Source organism: Actinomadura montaniterrae, assembly GCF_008923365.1.
In the GTDB taxonomy this organism is placed as follows: domain Bacteria; phylum Actinomycetota; class Actinomycetes; order Streptosporangiales; family Streptosporangiaceae; genus Spirillospora; species Spirillospora montaniterrae.
In genome coordinates this window covers 28,654-46,381 of the sequence record NZ_WBMR01000005.1, presented here as the reverse complement: position 1 = coordinate 46,381, position 17,728 = coordinate 28,654, and the positions used below count along the sequence as shown (strand labels likewise).

At 73.9% G+C, this 17,728-nt stretch carries 13 protein-coding genes; 9 read left to right on the top strand and 4 right to left on the bottom strand.

Annotated elements, in window-relative coordinates:
- Positions 1-24: 24 nt before the first annotated feature.
- Positions 25-4,698, top strand: a complete 4,674-nt coding sequence (locus F9B16_RS03600; RefSeq protein WP_151538365.1) for an ATP-dependent helicase — start codon at positions 25-27, stop codon at positions 4,696-4,698.
- Positions 4,699-4,705: 7 nt separating this feature from the next.
- On the opposite strand, the gene secA2 is transcribed toward F9B16_RS03600, so the two are convergent.
- Positions 4,706-7,036 (bottom strand): accessory Sec system translocase SecA2, encoded by a 2,331-nt coding sequence (secA2, locus tag F9B16_RS03595; protein WP_192808607.1) that lies wholly within the window; start codon positions 7,034-7,036, stop codon positions 4,706-4,708.
- Between the two features lie 232 nt (positions 7,037-7,268).
- Here secA2 and F9B16_RS53515 point away from each other — a divergent pair, with 232 nt between their 5' ends.
- Positions 7,269-7,403 (top strand): hypothetical protein, encoded by a 135-nt coding sequence (locus F9B16_RS53515; RefSeq protein WP_264159682.1) that lies wholly within the window; start codon positions 7,269-7,271, stop codon positions 7,401-7,403.
- Between the two features lie 132 nt (positions 7,404-7,535).
- Here F9B16_RS53515 and F9B16_RS03590 read toward each other — a convergent pair whose 3' ends face one another.
- Entirely contained in the window at positions 7,536-8,759 is a 1,224-nt protein-coding gene (locus tag F9B16_RS03590) for an ROK family transcriptional regulator (RefSeq protein WP_151538364.1), read from the bottom strand.
- 252 nt (positions 8,760-9,011) lie between these two features.
- On the opposite strand from F9B16_RS03590, the gene F9B16_RS03585 reads away from it, so the two are divergent.
- The 6 genes from F9B16_RS03585 (at position 9,012) to F9B16_RS03560 (ending at position 15,429) form a co-directional block, all read left to right on the top strand.
- A complete protein-coding gene (locus F9B16_RS03585; RefSeq protein ID WP_151538363.1) occupies positions 9,012-10,286 on the top strand; it encodes an extracellular solute-binding protein in 1,275 nt (424 codons plus the stop codon).
- Between the two features lie 90 nt (positions 10,287-10,376).
- Positions 10,377-11,348, top strand: a complete 972-nt coding sequence (locus tag F9B16_RS03580) for a carbohydrate ABC transporter permease (protein ID WP_151538362.1) — start codon at positions 10,377-10,379, stop codon at positions 11,346-11,348.
- On the top strand, positions 11,345-12,235 hold the full coding sequence (locus tag F9B16_RS03575; RefSeq protein WP_151538361.1) for a carbohydrate ABC transporter permease: 891 nt from the start codon (positions 11,345-11,347) through the stop codon (positions 12,233-12,235). The genes F9B16_RS03580 and F9B16_RS03575 overlap by 4 nt, the downstream gene beginning before the upstream one ends.
- On the top strand, positions 12,232-13,698 hold the full coding sequence (locus F9B16_RS03570) for a glycoside hydrolase family 3 protein (protein ID WP_151538360.1): 1,467 nt from the start codon (positions 12,232-12,234) through the stop codon (positions 13,696-13,698). Before F9B16_RS03575 ends, F9B16_RS03570 begins: the two co-directional genes overlap by 4 nt.
- A gap of 462 nt (positions 13,699-14,160) precedes the next feature.
- Positions 14,161-14,625, top strand: a complete 465-nt coding sequence (locus F9B16_RS03565; protein WP_151538359.1) for an RrF2 family transcriptional regulator — start codon at positions 14,161-14,163, stop codon at positions 14,623-14,625.
- A gap of 15 nt (positions 14,626-14,640) precedes the next feature.
- Complete coding sequence (locus F9B16_RS03560; protein WP_151538358.1) at positions 14,641-15,429, top strand: DNA-formamidopyrimidine glycosylase family protein; 789 nt, start codon at positions 14,641-14,643, stop codon at positions 15,427-15,429.
- Here F9B16_RS03560 and F9B16_RS03555 read toward each other — a convergent pair.
- Both F9B16_RS03555 and F9B16_RS03550 read right to left on the bottom strand, forming a co-directional pair.
- On the bottom strand, positions 15,426-16,007 hold the full coding sequence (locus tag F9B16_RS03555; RefSeq protein ID WP_151538357.1) for a hypothetical protein: 582 nt from the start codon (positions 16,005-16,007) through the stop codon (positions 15,426-15,428). The two genes, F9B16_RS03560 and F9B16_RS03555, sit on opposite strands and share 4 nt — an antisense overlap.
- Entirely contained in the window at positions 16,004-16,582 is a 579-nt protein-coding gene (locus F9B16_RS03550; RefSeq protein ID WP_151538356.1) for a TetR/AcrR family transcriptional regulator, read from the bottom strand. Before F9B16_RS03550 ends, F9B16_RS03555 begins: the two co-directional genes overlap by 4 nt.
- Before the next feature lie 202 nt (positions 16,583-16,784).
- Between F9B16_RS03550 and F9B16_RS03545 the strand changes: the two genes are divergently transcribed.
- On the top strand, positions 16,785-17,669 hold the full coding sequence (locus F9B16_RS03545; protein WP_151538355.1) for a LysR family transcriptional regulator: 885 nt from the start codon (positions 16,785-16,787) through the stop codon (positions 17,667-17,669).
- Positions 17,670-17,728: the final 59 nt, after the last annotated feature.

Sequence of the window (17,728 nt, the reverse complement as noted above, 5' to 3'; positions counted from 1 at the left end):
GGACCCGCGAGGCAGTATGGCGCCATGGGCGGTGACGTGCTCGAACGCTTCTCCCCGGCGACCCGCGAATGGTTCACCGGGGCGTTCGCCGCGCCCACCCCCGCGCAGGCGGGGGCGTGGGAGTCGATCGCCGGCGGCGACAACACCCTGGTCGTGGCGCCGACCGGGTCCGGCAAGACCCTGGCCGCGTTCCTGTGGTCGCTGGACCGCCTCACCGCGGCCCGGCCGAGCACGGGCTCGCCGGGCCCCGGGGAGCCCGACGCCGCGGCGAAGCCCGATCCGCTGCGCCGCTGCCGCGTCCTGTACGTCTCACCGCTGAAGGCCCTGGCCGTGGACGTGGAGCGCAACCTGCGCGCACCGCTCACCGGCATCCGGCACGCCGCCCGCCGGCTCGGCCTGCCCGAACCCGACGTCCGGGTCGGGATGCGGTCGGGCGACACCCCGGCCGACGAGCGCCGCCGGCTCGCCGTGAAGCCGCCCGACATCCTGATCACCACGCCGGAGTCGCTGTTCCTGATCCTCACCTCGCGCGCCCGCGAGTCGCTGCGCGGCGTCGAGACGGTGATCGTCGACGAGGTGCACGCCGTCGCGGGCACCAAGCGCGGCGCGCACCTGGCGCTGTCCCTGGAGCGGCTGGACGCCCTGCTGGAGCGGCCCGCCCAGCGGATCGGCCTGTCGGCGACCGTGCGCCCGCCGGAGGAGGTCGCGGCGTTCCTCGGCGGGACGCGGCCCGCGTCGGTCGTGCAGCCGGGCTCGGACAAGGTGTTCGACCTCGACATCGTCGTCCCCGTCGAGGACATGGGCGAGGTGGGGCAGTTCGTCGCGGAGTCCGGCACGGCCGACCCGCGGCAGCGCAGCATCTGGCCCCACGTGGAGGACCGGCTCCTCGACCTGATCCAGGCGCACCGCTCGACGCTGGTGTTCGCCAACTCGCGGCGCCTGGCCGAACGGCTCTGCGGCCGCCTCAACGAGCTCGCCTATGAGCGCGTGACGGGCGAGCCTCTCCCGGAGAACCACTCCCCCGCCGAGCTGATGGCCGAGGCGGGCTCGGCCCGGGGCGCGCCGCAGGAGATCGCGCGCGCGCACCACGGGTCCGTCTCCAAGGAGGAGCGGGCCGGGATCGAGAACGCGCTCAAGGAGGGCCGCCTCCCGGCGGTCGTCGCCACGTCCAGCCTGGAGCTGGGCATCGACATGGGCGCGGTCGACCTGGTCGTCCAGGTGGAGTCGCCGCCGTCGGTGGCGAGCGGCCTGCAGCGGGTCGGCCGCGCCGGGCACCAGGTCGGCGCGGTGTCCAAGGGCGTCATCTTCCCCAAGTACCGCGGCGACCTCGTCCAGACGGCCGTGGTGGCCGAGCGGATGCGCGGCGGCGAGATCGAGGAGCTGCACTACCCGCGCAACCCCCTCGACGTGCTCGCGCAGCAGATCGTCGCGATGGTCTCCATGGACGAGTGGACCGTCGACGACCTGGAGTCCCTCGTCAAGCGCGCCGCCCCGTACGCGACGCTGCCGAGGTCGGCGCTGGAGGCGACCCTCGACATGCTCGCCGGGCGCTATCCCAGCGACGAGTTCGGGGAGCTGCGCCCGCGCCTGGTCTGGGACCGCGTCACCGGCGTCCTGCACGACCGGCCGGGCGCGCAGCGCCTCGCCGTGACCAGCGGCGGCACCATCCCCGACCGCGGCCTGTTCGGTGTGTTCCTCGTCGGGGAGAAGTCGTCCCGGGTAGGCGAGCTCGACGAGGAGATGGTCTACGAGTCGCGGGTGGGCGACGTGTTCGTCCTGGGCGCAAGCTCGTGGCGGATCGAGGACATCACCCCCGACCGCGTCCTGGTCTCGCCCGCGCCTGGGCAGCCCGGCAAGCTGCCCTTCTGGCACGGCGACGCGCTCGGCCGCCCCGCCGAGCTGGGGCGCGCGCTGGGCGCGTTCACCCGCGAGCTGGCGGGGCTGCCCGCCGAGGAGGCCCACGAGCGCGTCACGTCCGCCGGGCTGGACGCCTGGGCCGCCGGGAACCTCGTGTCGTACCTGGGCGAGCAGCGGGAGGCCACCGGGCACGTCCCCGACGACCGCACGATGGTCGTCGAACGGTTCCGCGACGAGCTCGGCGACTGGCGTATGGTCGTCCACTCTCCGCTGGGCGCGCGCGTGCACGCCCCGTGGGCGCTGGCCATCGCGGGCCGGCTGCGCGAACGGTACGGCGTCGACGCGCAGGCCATGCACGCCGACGACGGCATCGTCATCCGCATCCCCGACATGGACGAGCCCCCGAGCCTCGACCTCGCGGTGTTCGACGCCGACGACATCGAGCGGATCGTGGTGGACGAGCTGGGCGGCTCCGCGCTGTTCGCGGCGCGGTTCCGCGAGTGCGCCGCGCGCTCCCTGCTGCTGCCGCGCCGCCGCCCCGACAAGCGGATGCCGCTGTGGCAGCAGCGCCAGCGCGCCGCGCAACTGCTGGCGGTCGCGAGCAAGTACCCGTCGTTCCCGATCACGCTGGAGACGATGCGCGAGTGCCTGCAGGACGTGTTCGACGTCCCGGGCCTCGTGCAGCTGATGCGCGACATGTCCGGCCGCAAGGTCCGGCTCGTCGAGGTGGAGACGCCCGAGCCGTCGCCCTACGCGCGCTCCCTGCTGTTCCACTACGTCGGCGCGTTCATGTACGAGGGCGACTCGCCGCTGGCGGAGCGCCGCGCCCAGGCGCTGGCGCTCGACTCGGCGCTGCTCGCCGAGCTGCTCGGCCAGGCCGACCTGCGCGAGCTGCTCGACCCGGACGCCGTCGCCGACATCGAGCGCGAACTCCAGCGCCTGGCGCCCGACCGCCGCGCCCGCGACCTCGAAGGCGTCGCCGACCTGCTGCGCACCCTCGGCCCGCTCACGACCACCGAGGTCGCTCTGCGAACGACCCTGGCACCCGACACCGCCCCGGATCCGGATCGCGAACCCGGCCCCCTCGATGCCGACGCCGCGGCGCCGGACGTTCTTGTCCACGCGTCGCGGTGGCTGGAGGAGCTCGAGGCCACCCGCCGGGCGATCCGCGTCCGCGTCGCCGGGGAGGAGCGGTGGGCCGCGATCGAGGACGCGGCGCGGCTCCGGGACGCGCTCGGCGCGCCGCTGCCCGTCGGCGTCCCCGAGGCGTTCCTGGAACCAGTGGACGACCCGCTCGGCGACCTGGTGTCCCGCTACGCGCGCACACACGGGCCGTTCCGGACCGGCGAGGTCGCGGTGCGCTTCGGGCTCGGCGCGGCCGTGGTCGCCGAGACGCTCCGCCGGCTGGCGGGCGCGGGCCGGGTCGTCGAGGGCGAGTTCCTGCCCGTCGAGGCCGTCGCGGGCCCGCTGACCAGCGAATGGTGCGACACCGGGGTGCTGCGGACGCTGCGGCGCCGGTCGCTGGCGCGGCTGCGCGCCGAGGTGGAGCCGTCGCCGCCGGAGTCGCTCGGCCGGTTCCTGCCCGTCTGGCACGGCATCGCGGGCGGGTCGCGGCTGCGCGGCATCGACGCGCTCGTCCAGGCGATCGAGCAGCTCCAGGGCGCGGCGGTCCCGGCGTCGGCGCTGGAGTCGCTGGTGCTGCCGTCGCGGGTCGCGGGCTACTCCCCCGCCATGCTGGACGAGCTGACGTCCGCCGGCGAGGTGGTCTGGGCGGGTCAGGGCGGGCTGCCCGGCGGCGACGGCTGGGTCGCGCTGTACCTGGCCGACACCGCGCCGCTGCTCATGCCGGAGCCCGCGGAGATCACCCTCACGCCCGCGCACCAGGCCGTGCTGGACGCCCTCGACGGCGGCGGCGCGCTGTTCTTCCGCACCCTCTCCGACCGGGTGAACGCGCAGGTCACCACCTCCGACGCCGACCTCGCCACGGCCGTGTGGGACCTGGTCTGGGCGGGGCACCTGACCAACGACACCCTCGCCCCGCTGCGGGCGGCGCTCGGCTCGGGCCGGCCCACGCACCGGTCGCGGACGACCCGGCGCGGCCGTCCCGTCCTGCCGTCCAGGACGGGCCCGCCGACGGTCGCGGGCCGCTGGTGGCCGCTGCCGGGGCGCGAGACCACCGCGACGCTGCGCTCGCACGCGCTGGCGGAGGCGCTGCTGGAGCGGTACGGCATCGTCATCCGGGGCGCGGTGGCGGCCGAGCGCACGCCCGGCGGGTTCTCCGCGGTGTACCCGGTGCTGCGCGCGTTCGAGGAGAGCGGCCGGTGCCGGCGCGGGTACTTCGTCGAGGGCCTGGGCGCCGCGCAGTTCGCGCTGCCCGGGGCGGTCGACCGGCTCCGCGCGCTGCGTCCGGCGGCCGCGGCGCCCGACGACATCTCCGCGCTCTGGGAGACGCCCCGCAAACCGGACGTCCGGGCGCTGGTGCTCGCCGCCGCCGACCCCGCGAACCCGTACGGCGCCGCGCTGCCGTGGCCCGGCCGCGACGACGAGGTCGCGAGCGGCCACAAGCCGGGCCGCAAGGCGGGCGCCCTCGTCGTGCTGGTCGAGGGGCGCCTCGTCCTCTACGTGGAGCGCGGCGGCAAGACGCTGCTGACCTGGGACGACGACCCGGACGTGCTGCAGCCCGCGGTCGACGCGCTCGCGCTCGCCGTGCGCGAGGGCGCGCTCGGCAAGCTGACCGTCGAGCGCGCCGACGGCGCGGCGATCAACGACTCGCCGCTCGCCGCCGCGCTGGAGTCGGCGGGCTTCCACCCCACCCCCCGGGGCCTGCGCCTGCGCGCGTGACGGGGGTTCAGCGGCGGCCCTTGAACATGGAGATCAGGCCGCGGAGGGCGCGCTCGTCGAGGGAGCCGAACGGGTTGTCGTGGACGAGGTACGTCCAGGTCGCGGACGGCCGCTTGAGGCCGGCGGCGTCGAGGTCGACGCCGGCCTCGGTCGCGGTGAGGTCCGCGAACGCGGCCGCCGCCCGCCGCCGGGCGTCGCCGAGGAGGCGCTTGCCCGCCGGGACGGCCTCCCGGTTGAACTCGACCAGCGGGTCCAGGCCGCGGCCGAGGGAGCGCAGGTGGATGCCCTCGCGCAGGTCGGCGAGGAAGGCCAGGTGCTCGGCCCAGCAGCGGTCCAGCTGGTAGAGGACGACCTGCCGGGCGGCCTCCGCGACCGCGTCCGCACCGGCGATCTTCACCAGCTCGGCGTGCTTTCCGGGGGCGTCGGCGGCCATGGCCTTGTCGGCGGCGTCGCCGGTCAGGACGGCGTCGCGCTCGGTGAGCACCTCGCGGCGCTGCAGCCCGATCAGCTGGTTGTAGCGCCAGGTGTTGCGGTGCAGTTCGAGGTCGACGCCCTCGGCGACGCGCTGGGCGTGGCCGACGATCCAGTGCGCGCCCTTGTCGTCGACGCGGCCGTCGTCCGCGGCGGGCCCCTTGTAGGTCTCGTCGGGCGCGTAGCGGGTGACGAGGTCGTCCTGGAGGCTGGTGAAGAACACCGACCCGCCGGGGTCGCCCTGGCGGCCGGCGCGGCCGCGGAGCTGGTCGTCCAGGCGGCTGCTGTGGTAGCGGCCGGTGCCGATCACGAGCAGGCCGCCCGCGTCGGCGACCTGGTCGCGGCGCGCCGCGTCCCGGTCGGCGGGCGCGGTGCCGGGGACGGGTACGCCGGGGCCGCCGCCGAGCCGGATGTCGGTGCCGCGGCCCGCCATCTGGGTGGAGACGGTGACCGCGCCGGGCGCGCCGGCCTCGGCGATGATCGCGGCCTCCTCGGCGTCGTTCTTGGCGTTGAGGACGACGGGGTCGACGCCCGCGCGGACGAGCCGGCGGGCGAGCCGCTCGGACTCGGCGACGTCGCCGGTGCCGACGAGGACGGGCCGCCCGGCGGCGTGCGCCGCGACGATCTCCTCGACGACCGCGACCTCCTTGTCGGCGGTGGTGGCGTACAGGCGGTCGGGCTCGTCGTCGCGGACGCAGGGCCGGTTCGGCGGGACGACGGCGATCTGCAGCCCGTAGAACTCGGTGAGCTGCCCCGCGACGGCCATCGCGGTGCCGGTCATCCCGCAGCGGACCGGGTAGCGGCCGACCAGCTCCTGCACGGTGATCGAGTCGAGGATCTCCCCGGACGGCGACGCCGCCAGCTCCTCCTTCGCCTCGACGGCCGCCTGCAGGCCGTCCGGCCAGCGCTGGAGCAGCGCGACCCGGCCGCGCGACTCGCTGATCAGCTTCACGGCGCCGTCGCGGACGATGTAGTCGACGTCGCGGTGCAGCAGCACCTCGGCGTGCAGCGCGACGTTCACGGCGGTCAGGGTCGCGAGGTTCTCGGGGGCGTACAGGTCGAGGCCGAGGACGCGCTCGACCTCGCGGGTGCCCGCCGCGGTTAGCTGGACGTTGCGGGCCTCCTCGTCGGTGGCGTAGTGCAGGCCGGGCCGCAGCCGCCGGACGAGGTCGGCGTACCGGGGGTCGGCGGGGTCGCGGTCGGCGGCGCCGGCCAGCACCAGCGGGACCATCGCCTCGTCCACCAGCACCGAGTCGGCCTCATCGATCAGCGCGACGGACGCCGCGGCCTGCACGGCGTCGGCGGGGTCGGTGACGAGGCGGTCGCGGAGCAGGTCGAAGCCGATCTCGCTGACGGGCCCGTACACGACGTCGGCGCGGTACGCGGCGCGCCGTTCGTCGGGCGTGGAGGACTGGCCGATCGAGGCGGCCGTCACCCCGAGCATGGCGTAGAGCGGTCCCATCCAGGCGGCGTCGCGGCGGGCGAGGTAGTCGTTCACCGACATGACGTGGACGCGTTCGCCGCGCAGCGCGTATCCGGCGGCGGCGAGGGCGCCGGCGAGGGTCTTGCCCTCGCCGGTGGCCATCTCGGCGACGTGCCCGGCGAGCAGCGCCAGGGTGCCGGTGAGCTGGACGTCGAAGGGCCGCTCGCCGATCGCGCGGCGGGCGGCCTCGCGGCCGACCGCGCAGAACTCCGGCAGGTCGGCGATCAGGTCCGGGGCGGACGCGGCGGCGGTCAGCTCCGCGTCGGTGAGGCCGCGCACCCGCTCCTCGCGCCGTCCGGCCTCCTCGGCGACGGCGCGGAAGGGTGCGAGGTCGACGCTTCCGGGCTTCTGGACGAGCCGCCGGAATCGGTCACGCAGCGCCATAACGCCCCCTCGATGGCTCGGTCACGGTCCCCCCAACGGCCGGGTCGGATCCCTCGTTCCACATGATCACCGCGGAAGGTCTCCGGAAGATCTCCGGGAGGTCTCCGCACGAGGTCTGACCTCGAATTCATCCCCAAGATGGATCCCCGCGAGCCCCTTGTTTGAGACCATGAAGTCATTACGGGGTTGCGGTGGCCACGGGGAGAGCGTCACCGCGGAACGGGGTTTCGCCATGACACCTACGGCACGGTGGGCCGCCGCGCAGCGGCGCAAGCGCCAGATCATCAGCCAGACGGTCATCGACCGCGCGCTCAACGACCCGCGGCGCCATGACCAGCCCGCGGCCGTCGCCGCGCAGGGGAAGTAAGAACCGACCGGTCACCCGGCGCGCGCCGGGTGACCGGACACGAGTGAGCGCCCCCGTTTCAGGCGGGGGCGCTTCGCCATGCCCACATGAGGTCCCGCCGCCCGGCCGGGTCCGGCGCGGCGCGGGGCGGGGTCAGTCCTCGCCCGCGGAGAAGACCTCGTCGCGGGCGCGCTCCAGGGCGGCGTGCAGGGCGCCGCGCAGCACCGGGTTGCCCTCCACCTCCGTCACCGCGACGGTGGGACGGGTGGGGCTGATCCGCCCCACGGCCCGTTCGATGCGGGTGGCGAGGGGCGCCCCGCCGGCCCGTCCGAGGCTGCCCGACAGCACCACCAGCCCCGGGTCCAGGACGATGTTGACCGAGGTCACGCCGTAGGAGAACCGGTTGGCGAGCTCGTCCAGGAACGCCCCGCCGCGGGACTCGTCGGCCGCCGCCGCCTGGACGCACTCCACCGCGGTCGCCTCGGTGATGCCGTGCTCGTGCGCGAGGGCGCGGACCCCGTCCGCGCCGACCAGGGCGCCGTAGCCGCCGGCGAGGGTCGGGATGCCCCACGAGGTCGACTCGGTGACGCCGCCCTCCTCCTCGGGGACACGGCGGGCGGTGCTCAGCGGCAGCGGCGCCCCCGGGACGGGCAGGTACCCGATCTCCCCCGCGCCGCCGGACCGGCCGCGGTGCAGCCGGCCGCCGAGCATCACCGAAAGGCCCATGCCGCGGTCGAACCACATCAGCGCGAAGTCGTCGGTGTCGCGCGCGGCGCCGTAGGCGCGCTCGGCGACCGCGGCGAGGTTCACGTCGTTCTCGATCGTCACCGGACGGCGCAGGTCGGTGCGCAGGGCGGCGAGCACGCCCTCGTGCCAGGCGGGAAGGTCGAAGGAGAACTGCACGTCGCCGGAGCGCGGGTCGACGACGCCGGGGGTGCCGATGACGAAGGCGCTCAGCCGGTTCAGCGCGACCTTGGCGGAGCGGCACGCCTTGACAACCGCGTTGTGGACCATCTTGACGGGCTCGTCAGCGCCGTTCGGATCGACGGTAACCTGGGCGACCATGCGTCCGGTGATGTCGGCGACGCCCGCGGTGACACCGTCCGGCCCCACCTCCAGACCCGCGACGTAGGCGCTCGACGGCACCACGGCGTACAGGGCGGCGTTCGGCCCGCGGCCCCCGGCCTGTTCCCCGACGACCGCCACCAGTCCGCGCTCCTCGAGCCGGGACAGCAGTTGGGAGGCGGTGACCTTGGAGAGCCCGGTGTGCTCGCCGATCTGCGCGCGCGTCAGCGGGCCGTGCTCGACGAGCAGGTCCAGCGCCGCGCGGTCGTTCAGCTCACGCAGCAGCCGCGGTGTTCCCGGGCGTCTGGCCATGCTGGTACCCCTCGATGTCTCAATCCGCTAACGGGCGGTTTTGTTTAGGAAAGTTTCTTGTTAGTTTACCCGCAAGCGCCGACCGACCCCTCATCCGGGGAGGGGCGTGCAGAGCGCCGACTGGCGAGCAGGGCGCCCGCGAGCGACGCGACGGCGAGCGGGGCATGTCCCGGACCCTAAAGGGTCGGGGCGTGCTCCACTCGCACCGCAGGCCACAAGGCCCCGCGAGGCGATGCCGGAAAGGAACCCCCAGTGAAGTACATCAAGGTTGCGGCCACGGCGGCCGCGATCGCCCTGGCCGCCACGGCCTGCGGCGGCGGAGACGGCAAGAAGGACGACGACTCCGGCGCGGGCAAGGACCCGGCGCAGCTCAAGGTCTGGATGATGGGCGACGGGACCACCGAGCAGACGAACTTCCTCAAGGGCGTCGAGACGGAGTTCAAGCAGAAGCACCCGAACACGGCCGTGCAGATCAAGTACGTGCCGTGGCCGCAGGTCGCCACCACCTTCCAGAAGGCCGCCGCCGGCGGCGAGGGCCCGGACGTGACCGAGCTCGGCAACACCGACGTCCAGTCGCACATCGAGCAGGGCAACCTCGCCGACGTCACCGACGAGATGTCGGGCTGGGCGGACAACAAGACCCTGAACAAGACCGCCATCGCCAACGACCAGGCGGACGGCAAGACCTACGCCGTGCCGTGGTACGGCGGCGTCCGCGCCATCTGGTACCGCAAGGACTGGTTCGACGAGCTGAAGATCCAGCCGCCCGCGAACTGGGCCGACCTGGTCGCCGCCGCCAAGAAGGTCCAGGACGCCAAGAAGGTGCCCGGCATCGGCGCCCCGAGCGACCAGACCAACGCCCTGGTCAGCTTCATCTGGGGCAACGGCGGCGAGGTCGCCGTCAAGGACGGCGGCAAGTGGACCGGCAAGCTCGACCAGCCGCAGGCCGTCGAGGCGGTGAACTTCTACGCCGGCCTCGTCAGCAAGGAGAAGGTCGCGCCGGAGAAGTACGTCGGCAAGAACGAGCTGGACGGCCCGCAGCGCGACTTCGCGCTCGGCAAGCTCGGCATGTACATCGACGGCAGCTGGGCGCTGGCGCAGATGAAGAAGATCTCCCCGAAGAACGCCGACAAGTGGGCGGTCTTCCCGATCCCGGCCAAGACGGGCGGGAACGCGCCGGTCATGGCGGGCGGCTCCGACCTCGCCGTCTGGAAGGACAGCAAGGCCAAGAAGGCCGCGTTCGACTACATCACGATCCTCAACAACGCCGCGAACGCCAAGAAGTGGGCCGACATCAGCGGCTTCTCGTCGATGCGGTCGGACGTCCAGTTCTCCGACCCGGCGCTGGCGCCGTTCACGCAGATCGCGACCAACACCAAGTTCACCCCGATCAGCGCCGGCTGGGGCGACTTCGAGCAGTCCAAGAAGGTGCTGCCGAACGCGGTGAAGGCGATCATGCAGGGCAAGTCGGCCGACGACGAGATGAAGAAGGCCAACGAGCAGGCCAACGAGCTGCTCAACCAGTAGCACCGAGCGTCCGGCGGGCCCGCGCCGCATGTCCCCCGCGGGCCCGCCGGACTCGGTGAGGCCACCCGTCCCCGCTGATCGGAAGCGTTCATGCTCGACACCGCTCCCGCGGTGCGCAGGCCGCCGGGCCGCAGACCGTCCGGCCGCGGGCGCCCGCGCCGCCGGCCCCGATTCGGGCCCTACCTGCTGATCGCGCCGACCGTCGTCGTGATCGCCGTGCTGATGTTCTGGCCGATGATCCAGATCGGGATCATGTCGTTCCAGAAGGTCGGCAACCGCCAGCTGCGCGGCGAGCCGGCCGAGTCGGTCGGCACCCAGAACTTCGACACCATCCTCAAGGACCCGCTCTTCTGGGCGGCGTTCCGGCACACCGTGCTGTTCGCGATCGTCGCCGTCAGCCTGACCATGGTGATCGGCACGCTGGTCGGGCTGCTGCTCAACAAGCTCGGCAAGCGGATGTCGAGCTTCGTCTCCGGCGGCGTGATGGTCGCCTGGGCGACCCCGCCGGTCACCGCCGCGATCATCTTCAGCTGGCTGTTCGGCTCCACCGGCGGCCTGGTCAACTGGTTCCTCGACAAGCTGCCGGACGCGCTGGTCGGCGGCGGCTGGAACGACTACAACTGGTTCTCCACGCCGCTGTCCACCTACACGGTGCTGACGGTCTGCGTGGTGTGGCAGGCGTGCCCGTTCGTGGCGGTGTCGGTGCTCGCCGGGCTGAAGAGCGTCCCGAGCGAGCTGTACGAGGCGGCGCGGGTGGACGGCTCCGGCCCGTGGCGGACGTTCTGGAGCCTCACCTACCCGATGCTCAAGCCGATCTTCCTCGTCGTCCTGGTGATGTCGATCATCTGGGACTTCAAGGTGTTCACCCAGCTGTTCATCATGTCCGGGATGGCCAACCGCGACGCGTTCAACCTGTCGCTGTACGGCTACTCCGAGGCGTTCGGCGCGCTCAACCCCAAGCTCGGGATGGGCTCGGCCATCGCGGCGGTGCTCACGCTGATCCTGCTCGTCGTCACCGCGCTGTACGTGCGGGTCATGGTGCGTCAGGGGGAGACCCGATGACCCAGGCAACCCTCAAGGCGGGACGGTCCCGGCGCGGCCGGCCGGCCGCGCGGAAGCGGGCCCGCAAGATCGGCCTCAACGGGCTCGGCGTGCTGGTGTTCGTGCTGGCGGTGTTCCCCGTCTTCTGGATGGCGTCCACCGCGTTCAAGCCGAACAGCGAGATCTTCAGCACCACGCCGAAGCCGCTGCCGACGCACCCGACGCTGACGCACTTCGACTTCGTCCTGAACGGCGGCATCGCGCAGGTGTCGTTCTGGACCTACTTCCGCAACAGCATCCTGCTGGCCCTGATCACCGTCGTGGCGTCGAGCCTGCTGGCGCTGCTGGCGGCGACGGCGGTGGCGCGGTTCCGCTTCCGGTTCCGCACCACGTTCCTGGTCATGCTGCTGGTGGTGCAGATGGTGCCGTGCGAGTCGCTGGTCATCCCGCTGTTCCTGGACCTCAAGCGGCTCGACATGCTGAACACGCTGCCGGGCCTCGCGGTCGTCTACATCGGGTTCGCGGTGCCGTTCGCGATCTGGATGCTGCGCGGCTTCGTCGCGGCCGTCCCAAAGGAACTGGAGGAGGCCGCCGCGATCGACGGCGCCGGCCCCATCCGCACCTTCTTCACCGTCATGCTCCCGCTCGTCGCGCCCGGCCTGGTCGCGACCAGCATCTTCTCGTTCATCACCGCGTGGAACGAGTTCATCTTCGCCTTCACGTTCCTGGACGACCAGGACAAGTACACCCTGCCGATCATGCTGCAGTTCTTCTTCGGCCGCAGCAGCACCGCCTGGGGGCCCATCATGGCAGCGTCGACGCTGCTCACCATTCCCGTCATCGCCTTCTTCCTGCTCGTCCAGCGCCGCATGGTGTCCGGGCTGACCGCCGGGGCGGTGAAGGGGTGACCGCCGACGACACCGCGACCACCGGCGAGATCGCCCGGCTGGCGCGGGGCACCCTGCTGCCCTCCTTCCCGGGCGCGGCGGCGCCGCGCTGGGTGCTGGACGAGCTGGAGGCGGGCCTCGGCGGCGTGACGCTGTTCGCGCTGACCGGCAACGTGCCGAGCCCGGAGTCCCTCGCCGCGCTGACCGCGCAGATGCGCAAGGCGGGCGACCCGTTCATCACGATCGACGAGGAGGGCGGCGACGTCACCCGGCTCGGCGGGCACGCCACCGGCAGCCCGTACCCGGGCAACGCCGCGCTCGGCGCGGTCGACGACCCGGAGCTGACCCGGCGGATCTACCGCTCGCTGGGCGCGGAGCTCGCCGAGGTCGGCGTCAACCTCAACTTCGCGCCGTCGGTGGACGTCAACACCGCCGACGACAACCCGGTGATCGGGACGCGCTCGTTCGGCGCGGACCCGGACCTCGTCGCCCGGCACGCGGCGGCGGCGGTGACCGGCACGCAGGAGGCGGGCGTCGCCGCCTGCTGCAAGCACTTCCCGGGGCACGGCGCGACCGTGGACGACTCGCATCTCGGCGTCCCGATCGTCGACGCCGACCTGGAGCTGCTGGACCGCCGCGAGCTGGTCCCGTTCCGGGCGGCGATCGCGGCCGGCACCCGCGCGGTGATGACCGGGCACCTGAACCTGCCCGCGATCACCGGCGGGGTGCCGGCGACGCTGTCCCGTGCCGCGATCACCGGGCTGCTGCGCGAGCACCTCGGCTACGACGGCGTGATCGTCACCGACGCGCTGGACATGCAGGGGGCGAGCGGGAAGATCGGCATCCCGGAGGCGTCGGTGCGGGCCCTGATCGCGGGCGCGGACCTGCTGTGCCTCGGCCCGAACGAGCACGCCGAGACGCTCCGGGCGACGCTGGCGGCGATCGACGAGGCGGTGCGGACCGGGCGGCTGCCGGCGGCTCGGCTGCACGACGCGGCGGAGCGCACCCGGCGGCTGCGCGACTGGCTTGCCGGCAGCAGCCCCGCCGCAGTGGACCGCGCCGCCGGCCTGGAGGCGGCCCGCCGGGCCGTCCGCGTGACCGGCGCGCTGCCCGGCTGGAACGGGGCGCCGCTGGTCGTCGAGGCGGAGGCCACCGGCAACATCGCGGTGGGGCCGACGCCCTGGGGCCTGCACCCCTGGGCGCCCGACGCCGTCCGGGCCGCGGGGGCGCCCGGAGAGGCGGAAGGTGTCCTGGAACGTGCCAGGGGGCGGGGTCTGGTGGTCGTGCTGCGGGACGCCCACCGGCACGCGGCGCAGCGGGCGCTCGCGAACGCCCTGCTCACCGCCCGCCCGGACGCGGTGGTCGTGGAGATGGGCCTGCCGGTCTGGCGGCCCGGCGCGGCCGTCTACCTGGCCACCTACGGCGCCGCCGCCGCCAACGCCCAGGCCGCCGCCGAGCTCCTGGGGCTGGTGTCCGCCGCCTGAGCGCGGCCCGAGAGCCGTGGCGCGCCCGCCGGTCAAAGGCCCGGTACCAGCGGGCGCGCCACGTTCCACACACCCGGAAGACCAGACAGCCCCGCACTGATCTCGCCCAACGACGCACCGACCGAGACCGTTCGCGATCGCCGAGCGAAGCCGGATTCGAGCAAAGCGAGAATCCGGCTTCGCCCAGCGGGCCCCCAGAACCGACCGCCAGGGGTAATGCGATAGACGGAGCTTAGCCGTCCTTGCCCAGCCACGCGACGACCCCGACCGTCGCGATCGCGAGCGAAGCCAAGTTCGAGCTTGCGAGAACTTGATCGCGCAGCGAGGCCCCCAGGGCCGAGCCGGAGCGATGCAGCGATCGCACGCATTGCCCGCCGAAGGGAGGGCGCCCAGCGCCCGACCGCCAAGGGCAATGCCATAAGCAGAGCCCGACCAGTCCGATCGGCAAGGGATAATACCTACATGCGATTGTCCGCCCGGGTCGACTACGCGTTGCGTGCCGCCGCGGAGCTGGCGGTGGCCGGGAGTCACCCGGTGACCGCGGTCCAGCTCGCGGAGGCCCAGCAGATTCCGCCCAAATTCCTGGAGAACATCCTCGGTCAGCTGCGCCGGTCGGGGCTCGTCCGGAGCCAGCGCGGCCCTGAGGGGGGCTACTGGCTGGCGCGTCCGGCCGAGCAGATCTCCCTCGCCGACATCATCCGCGCCATCGACGGGCCGCTGCTCGGCGTGCGGGGCGAGCGCCCCGAGCACGTCGGCTACGAGGGCCCTGCCCGGTCCCTGCAGGAGGTGTGGATCGCGTTGCGTGCGAGCGAGCGCGCCATCCTCGAGCGGGTGACTCTCGCGCACATCGCCGCCGGCGAGCTGCCTGAGGGGGTCCGCAAGCTCACCGAGGACCCGTCCGCTTGGGAGAGCCCCTCCCTGATCTAGCGGCGGGTCGGGACCGTGCCGGAAGGCGATGTCGTCTGGCTGACCGCCCGGCGCCTGCACGAGGCGCTCGCCGGGCGGCCGCTGACGCGTGCCCAGTTCCGGGTGCCGCGCCTCGCCACCGCGGATCTGCGGGGCCGGAGGGTGCTGGAGGTCGTGTCGCGCGGCAAGCATCTGCTGATCCGTGTGGAGGGCGGCCTGACGATCCACACGCATCTGCTCATGGAGGGCCGCTGGCAGATCCGGGCGGCCGGGCCGTTGCCGCGCGATCATCGGGTCCGGCTGGTGCTGGCGAACGCGGAACGGCAGGCGGTGGGGCAGTCGCTCGGCCTGGTCGAGCTGCTGCGCACCGCCGAGGAGGACGCGGCCGTCGGGCATCTCGGCCCGGACCTCCTCGATCCCGGCTGGGACGACGATCTCGCCGCGCGGGCCGTCGCGCGGCTCGAGGAGCAGCCGGACCGGGCGGTCGGCGAGGCGCTGCTCGACCAGACGCGGCTCGCGGGGATCGGCAACGTCTACAAGGCCGAGGTTCTGTTCCTGCGCGGTGTTCACCCCTGGACGCCTGTGGCCGGGGTCCCCGACCTCCCCGCTCTCGTGGAGCTCGCTCACCGGCTCCTGGACGTCAACAAGGCGCGGCACGGCCATGTCACCACGGGGAACATGGGACGTGGTCAGGAGCACTGGGTGTACGGCCGCGCGGGGCGTCCGTGCCGCCGCTGCGGCACCCGGATCGAGCGCGCTCCGCAGACGTCCGGGGTGGGCGACCGGACGGCCTTCTGGTGCCCTCGCTGCCAGCCGGCCCGTTAGGACGCACGTTCGGCGCGGCGGGCGGCGGCGCCGAGGATCTCCAGCCGGATGAAGCCGGCGCCGCCGGCCCGGATGAGCAGCCAGTACGGCCCGAAAACGCGGCGCGCGAACGCGTCCGTGCCGCGTACCCGCGTCTCGAACGCCAGGAGGGAGCCGGGGCCGTCGGGCGCCACGCGCAGCGACATCGCGACCTTCGCCCAGCCGGGGTCCTCGAAGGCGGTGAACGCGGCGGGGTCGCCCGGTTCCACCGGCGCCGTCTCGGGGCGGACCCGCCAGAACTTGGCGATCTTGCCTTTGACCAGCTCCGTGCCCTCGTCCCGGAGCAGGGTCGGGGTCGGGAACGTCTCGACGAGGGGGCCGCTGAGCCGGGTGCGCCCGGCGGAGCGGAGCGCCATGAGGCGGCGCGACACGGGCAGGTCCTCGGCGGCCAGGGTGGTCAGGGCGTCCCAGACGGCGGCGGGTTCGGCCCGGACGCGGCGGGTGTAGCGGGAGCGGAAGTCGGCCTCGGGCAGGACGCGGTCGAGCAGCAGCGGGGACCCGGCGGACGCGGGCGTGGCGGGCGGGGTCGGGTGCTTCACGGGCTCTCCTTCGTGGCGAGCGCGGCGACCGCCGCGTTCGCCAGCCGGTCGGCGAGGCCGGGCGGCGCTTCGCCGCCCGCCAGGAACAGGTAGGTGTAGATCGGGCCGAGCAGCAGCGCGTGAACGAAGGCGGGGTCGCCGCCGGCCGGCTCGCCGCGCGCGCGGGCCCGGTCGAGGATCTCGGCGACGAGCGCGCGCTCGGCGTCGATGACTCCGGCCTGGAAGCGCGCGGCCAGCGCCGGGTCGGCCGACAGGTCGGCCGCCAGGCCCGGCAGGACGAGCCGCGCGTGCGGGGCGGACAGCAGGTCGATGATGTGCTCGGCGAGCGCGGCCAGGTCGCCGCGCAGCGAACCGGAGTCGGCGGGCGCGACGGGATGCGGGCCGTGCACGGTGACGGCGAAGACCATCTCGGCCTTGGACCGCCAGCGGCGGTAGATGCCCGCCTTGCCGACCCCGGCTCGCGCGGCGACGCCGTCGATGCTCAGCGCCTGATAGCCGGACTCCGCCAGCAGCGCGCGCACCGCGTCCGCGACGGCCTGGTCCACGTGCCCGGAGCGGGGGCGGCCTCGGTTCATGGCCCGAGCATAAACGAAACGGATCGATCCGTAAATGAAATCGGAGTGGTCGGCGCCCGTCCCGCGCCTCGAGGTCGCGGACGGGTCGCCGCCGGATCGCGGGTCGCCGGATCCTGCGCCCGCAGAAGCATCCTCCGATTGCGATCGTTCCAAGTCAATTCTCGGGTTTTCTTATCGATCCCCCAGGTCTACCTTTGGGCGCGTGACCCTCGACGACCTCCGCGTGTTCGTGGCCGTCTGCGCGGCCGGCAACCTGAGCGCCGTCGCGCGCGACCTGTCGTGCAGCCAGTCCGCGGTCAGCCAGCACGTCAAGCGGCTCGAACGGGAGACCGGGCTGGTGCTGCTGGAGCGGCGCCCGCGCGGCGTGCTGCCCACCCGCGCCGGCCGGATCCTGCACCAGGCCGCCACCGAGGGCATCGCCGGGATCGACGCGGCCCTGCGGCACCTGGACGACCTGCGCCGCGGCGTCGGCGGCACGGTCCGGATCGCGACGGGCGCCACCACCGTCCGGCATTTCATGGCCGCCGGGGTGGCCGCGTTCCGTGCCCGCCATCCCGAGGCGGCGCTGCAGTTCGAGACCGCCGCGTCCAGCCGCAGCTGCCTGGAGGCGGTGCGGGCGCACACCGCGGACCTGGCGTGGGTCACGATCGGCCCGCCCCTCGACGGCGTCGAGCAGCGGGCGTCCTGCGAGCTGCCGTGGATGCTCGCCGTCCACACCGGCGACCCGCTGGCCGCCCGCGAGACGATCGCCCTCGACGATCTGGCGGGCATCCGGCACATCGAGCTGCCCGCGCACTCGACGTCCCGCGTCCACCTGGAGATGCATCTCGAACGGCACGGGGTGCGGCTGACGTCCACGACCAGCGTCGCCGACTGGGACACCGCGCTGCTGCTCGCCGAGCTCGGCCTCGGCCACGCGATCCTGCCGGCGCTGCCCGGCTGGGGCGGCGGCCGGGGCGAGGTGCGGCTGATCCCGATCCCGGACCTGCCGCCGCTCACCGCGGGCTGGGCGGCCCGGCGCTGGGACGCGCTGAGCCCGCTGGCCATCGAGTTCGCCGACACCGTCCTGGAGCACCTGCGCCGCTGACCCCGCCGGGACGCCCCCGGAGAGCACGCGCCACCGGCAGAGCGCGCCCAGAGAGCGCG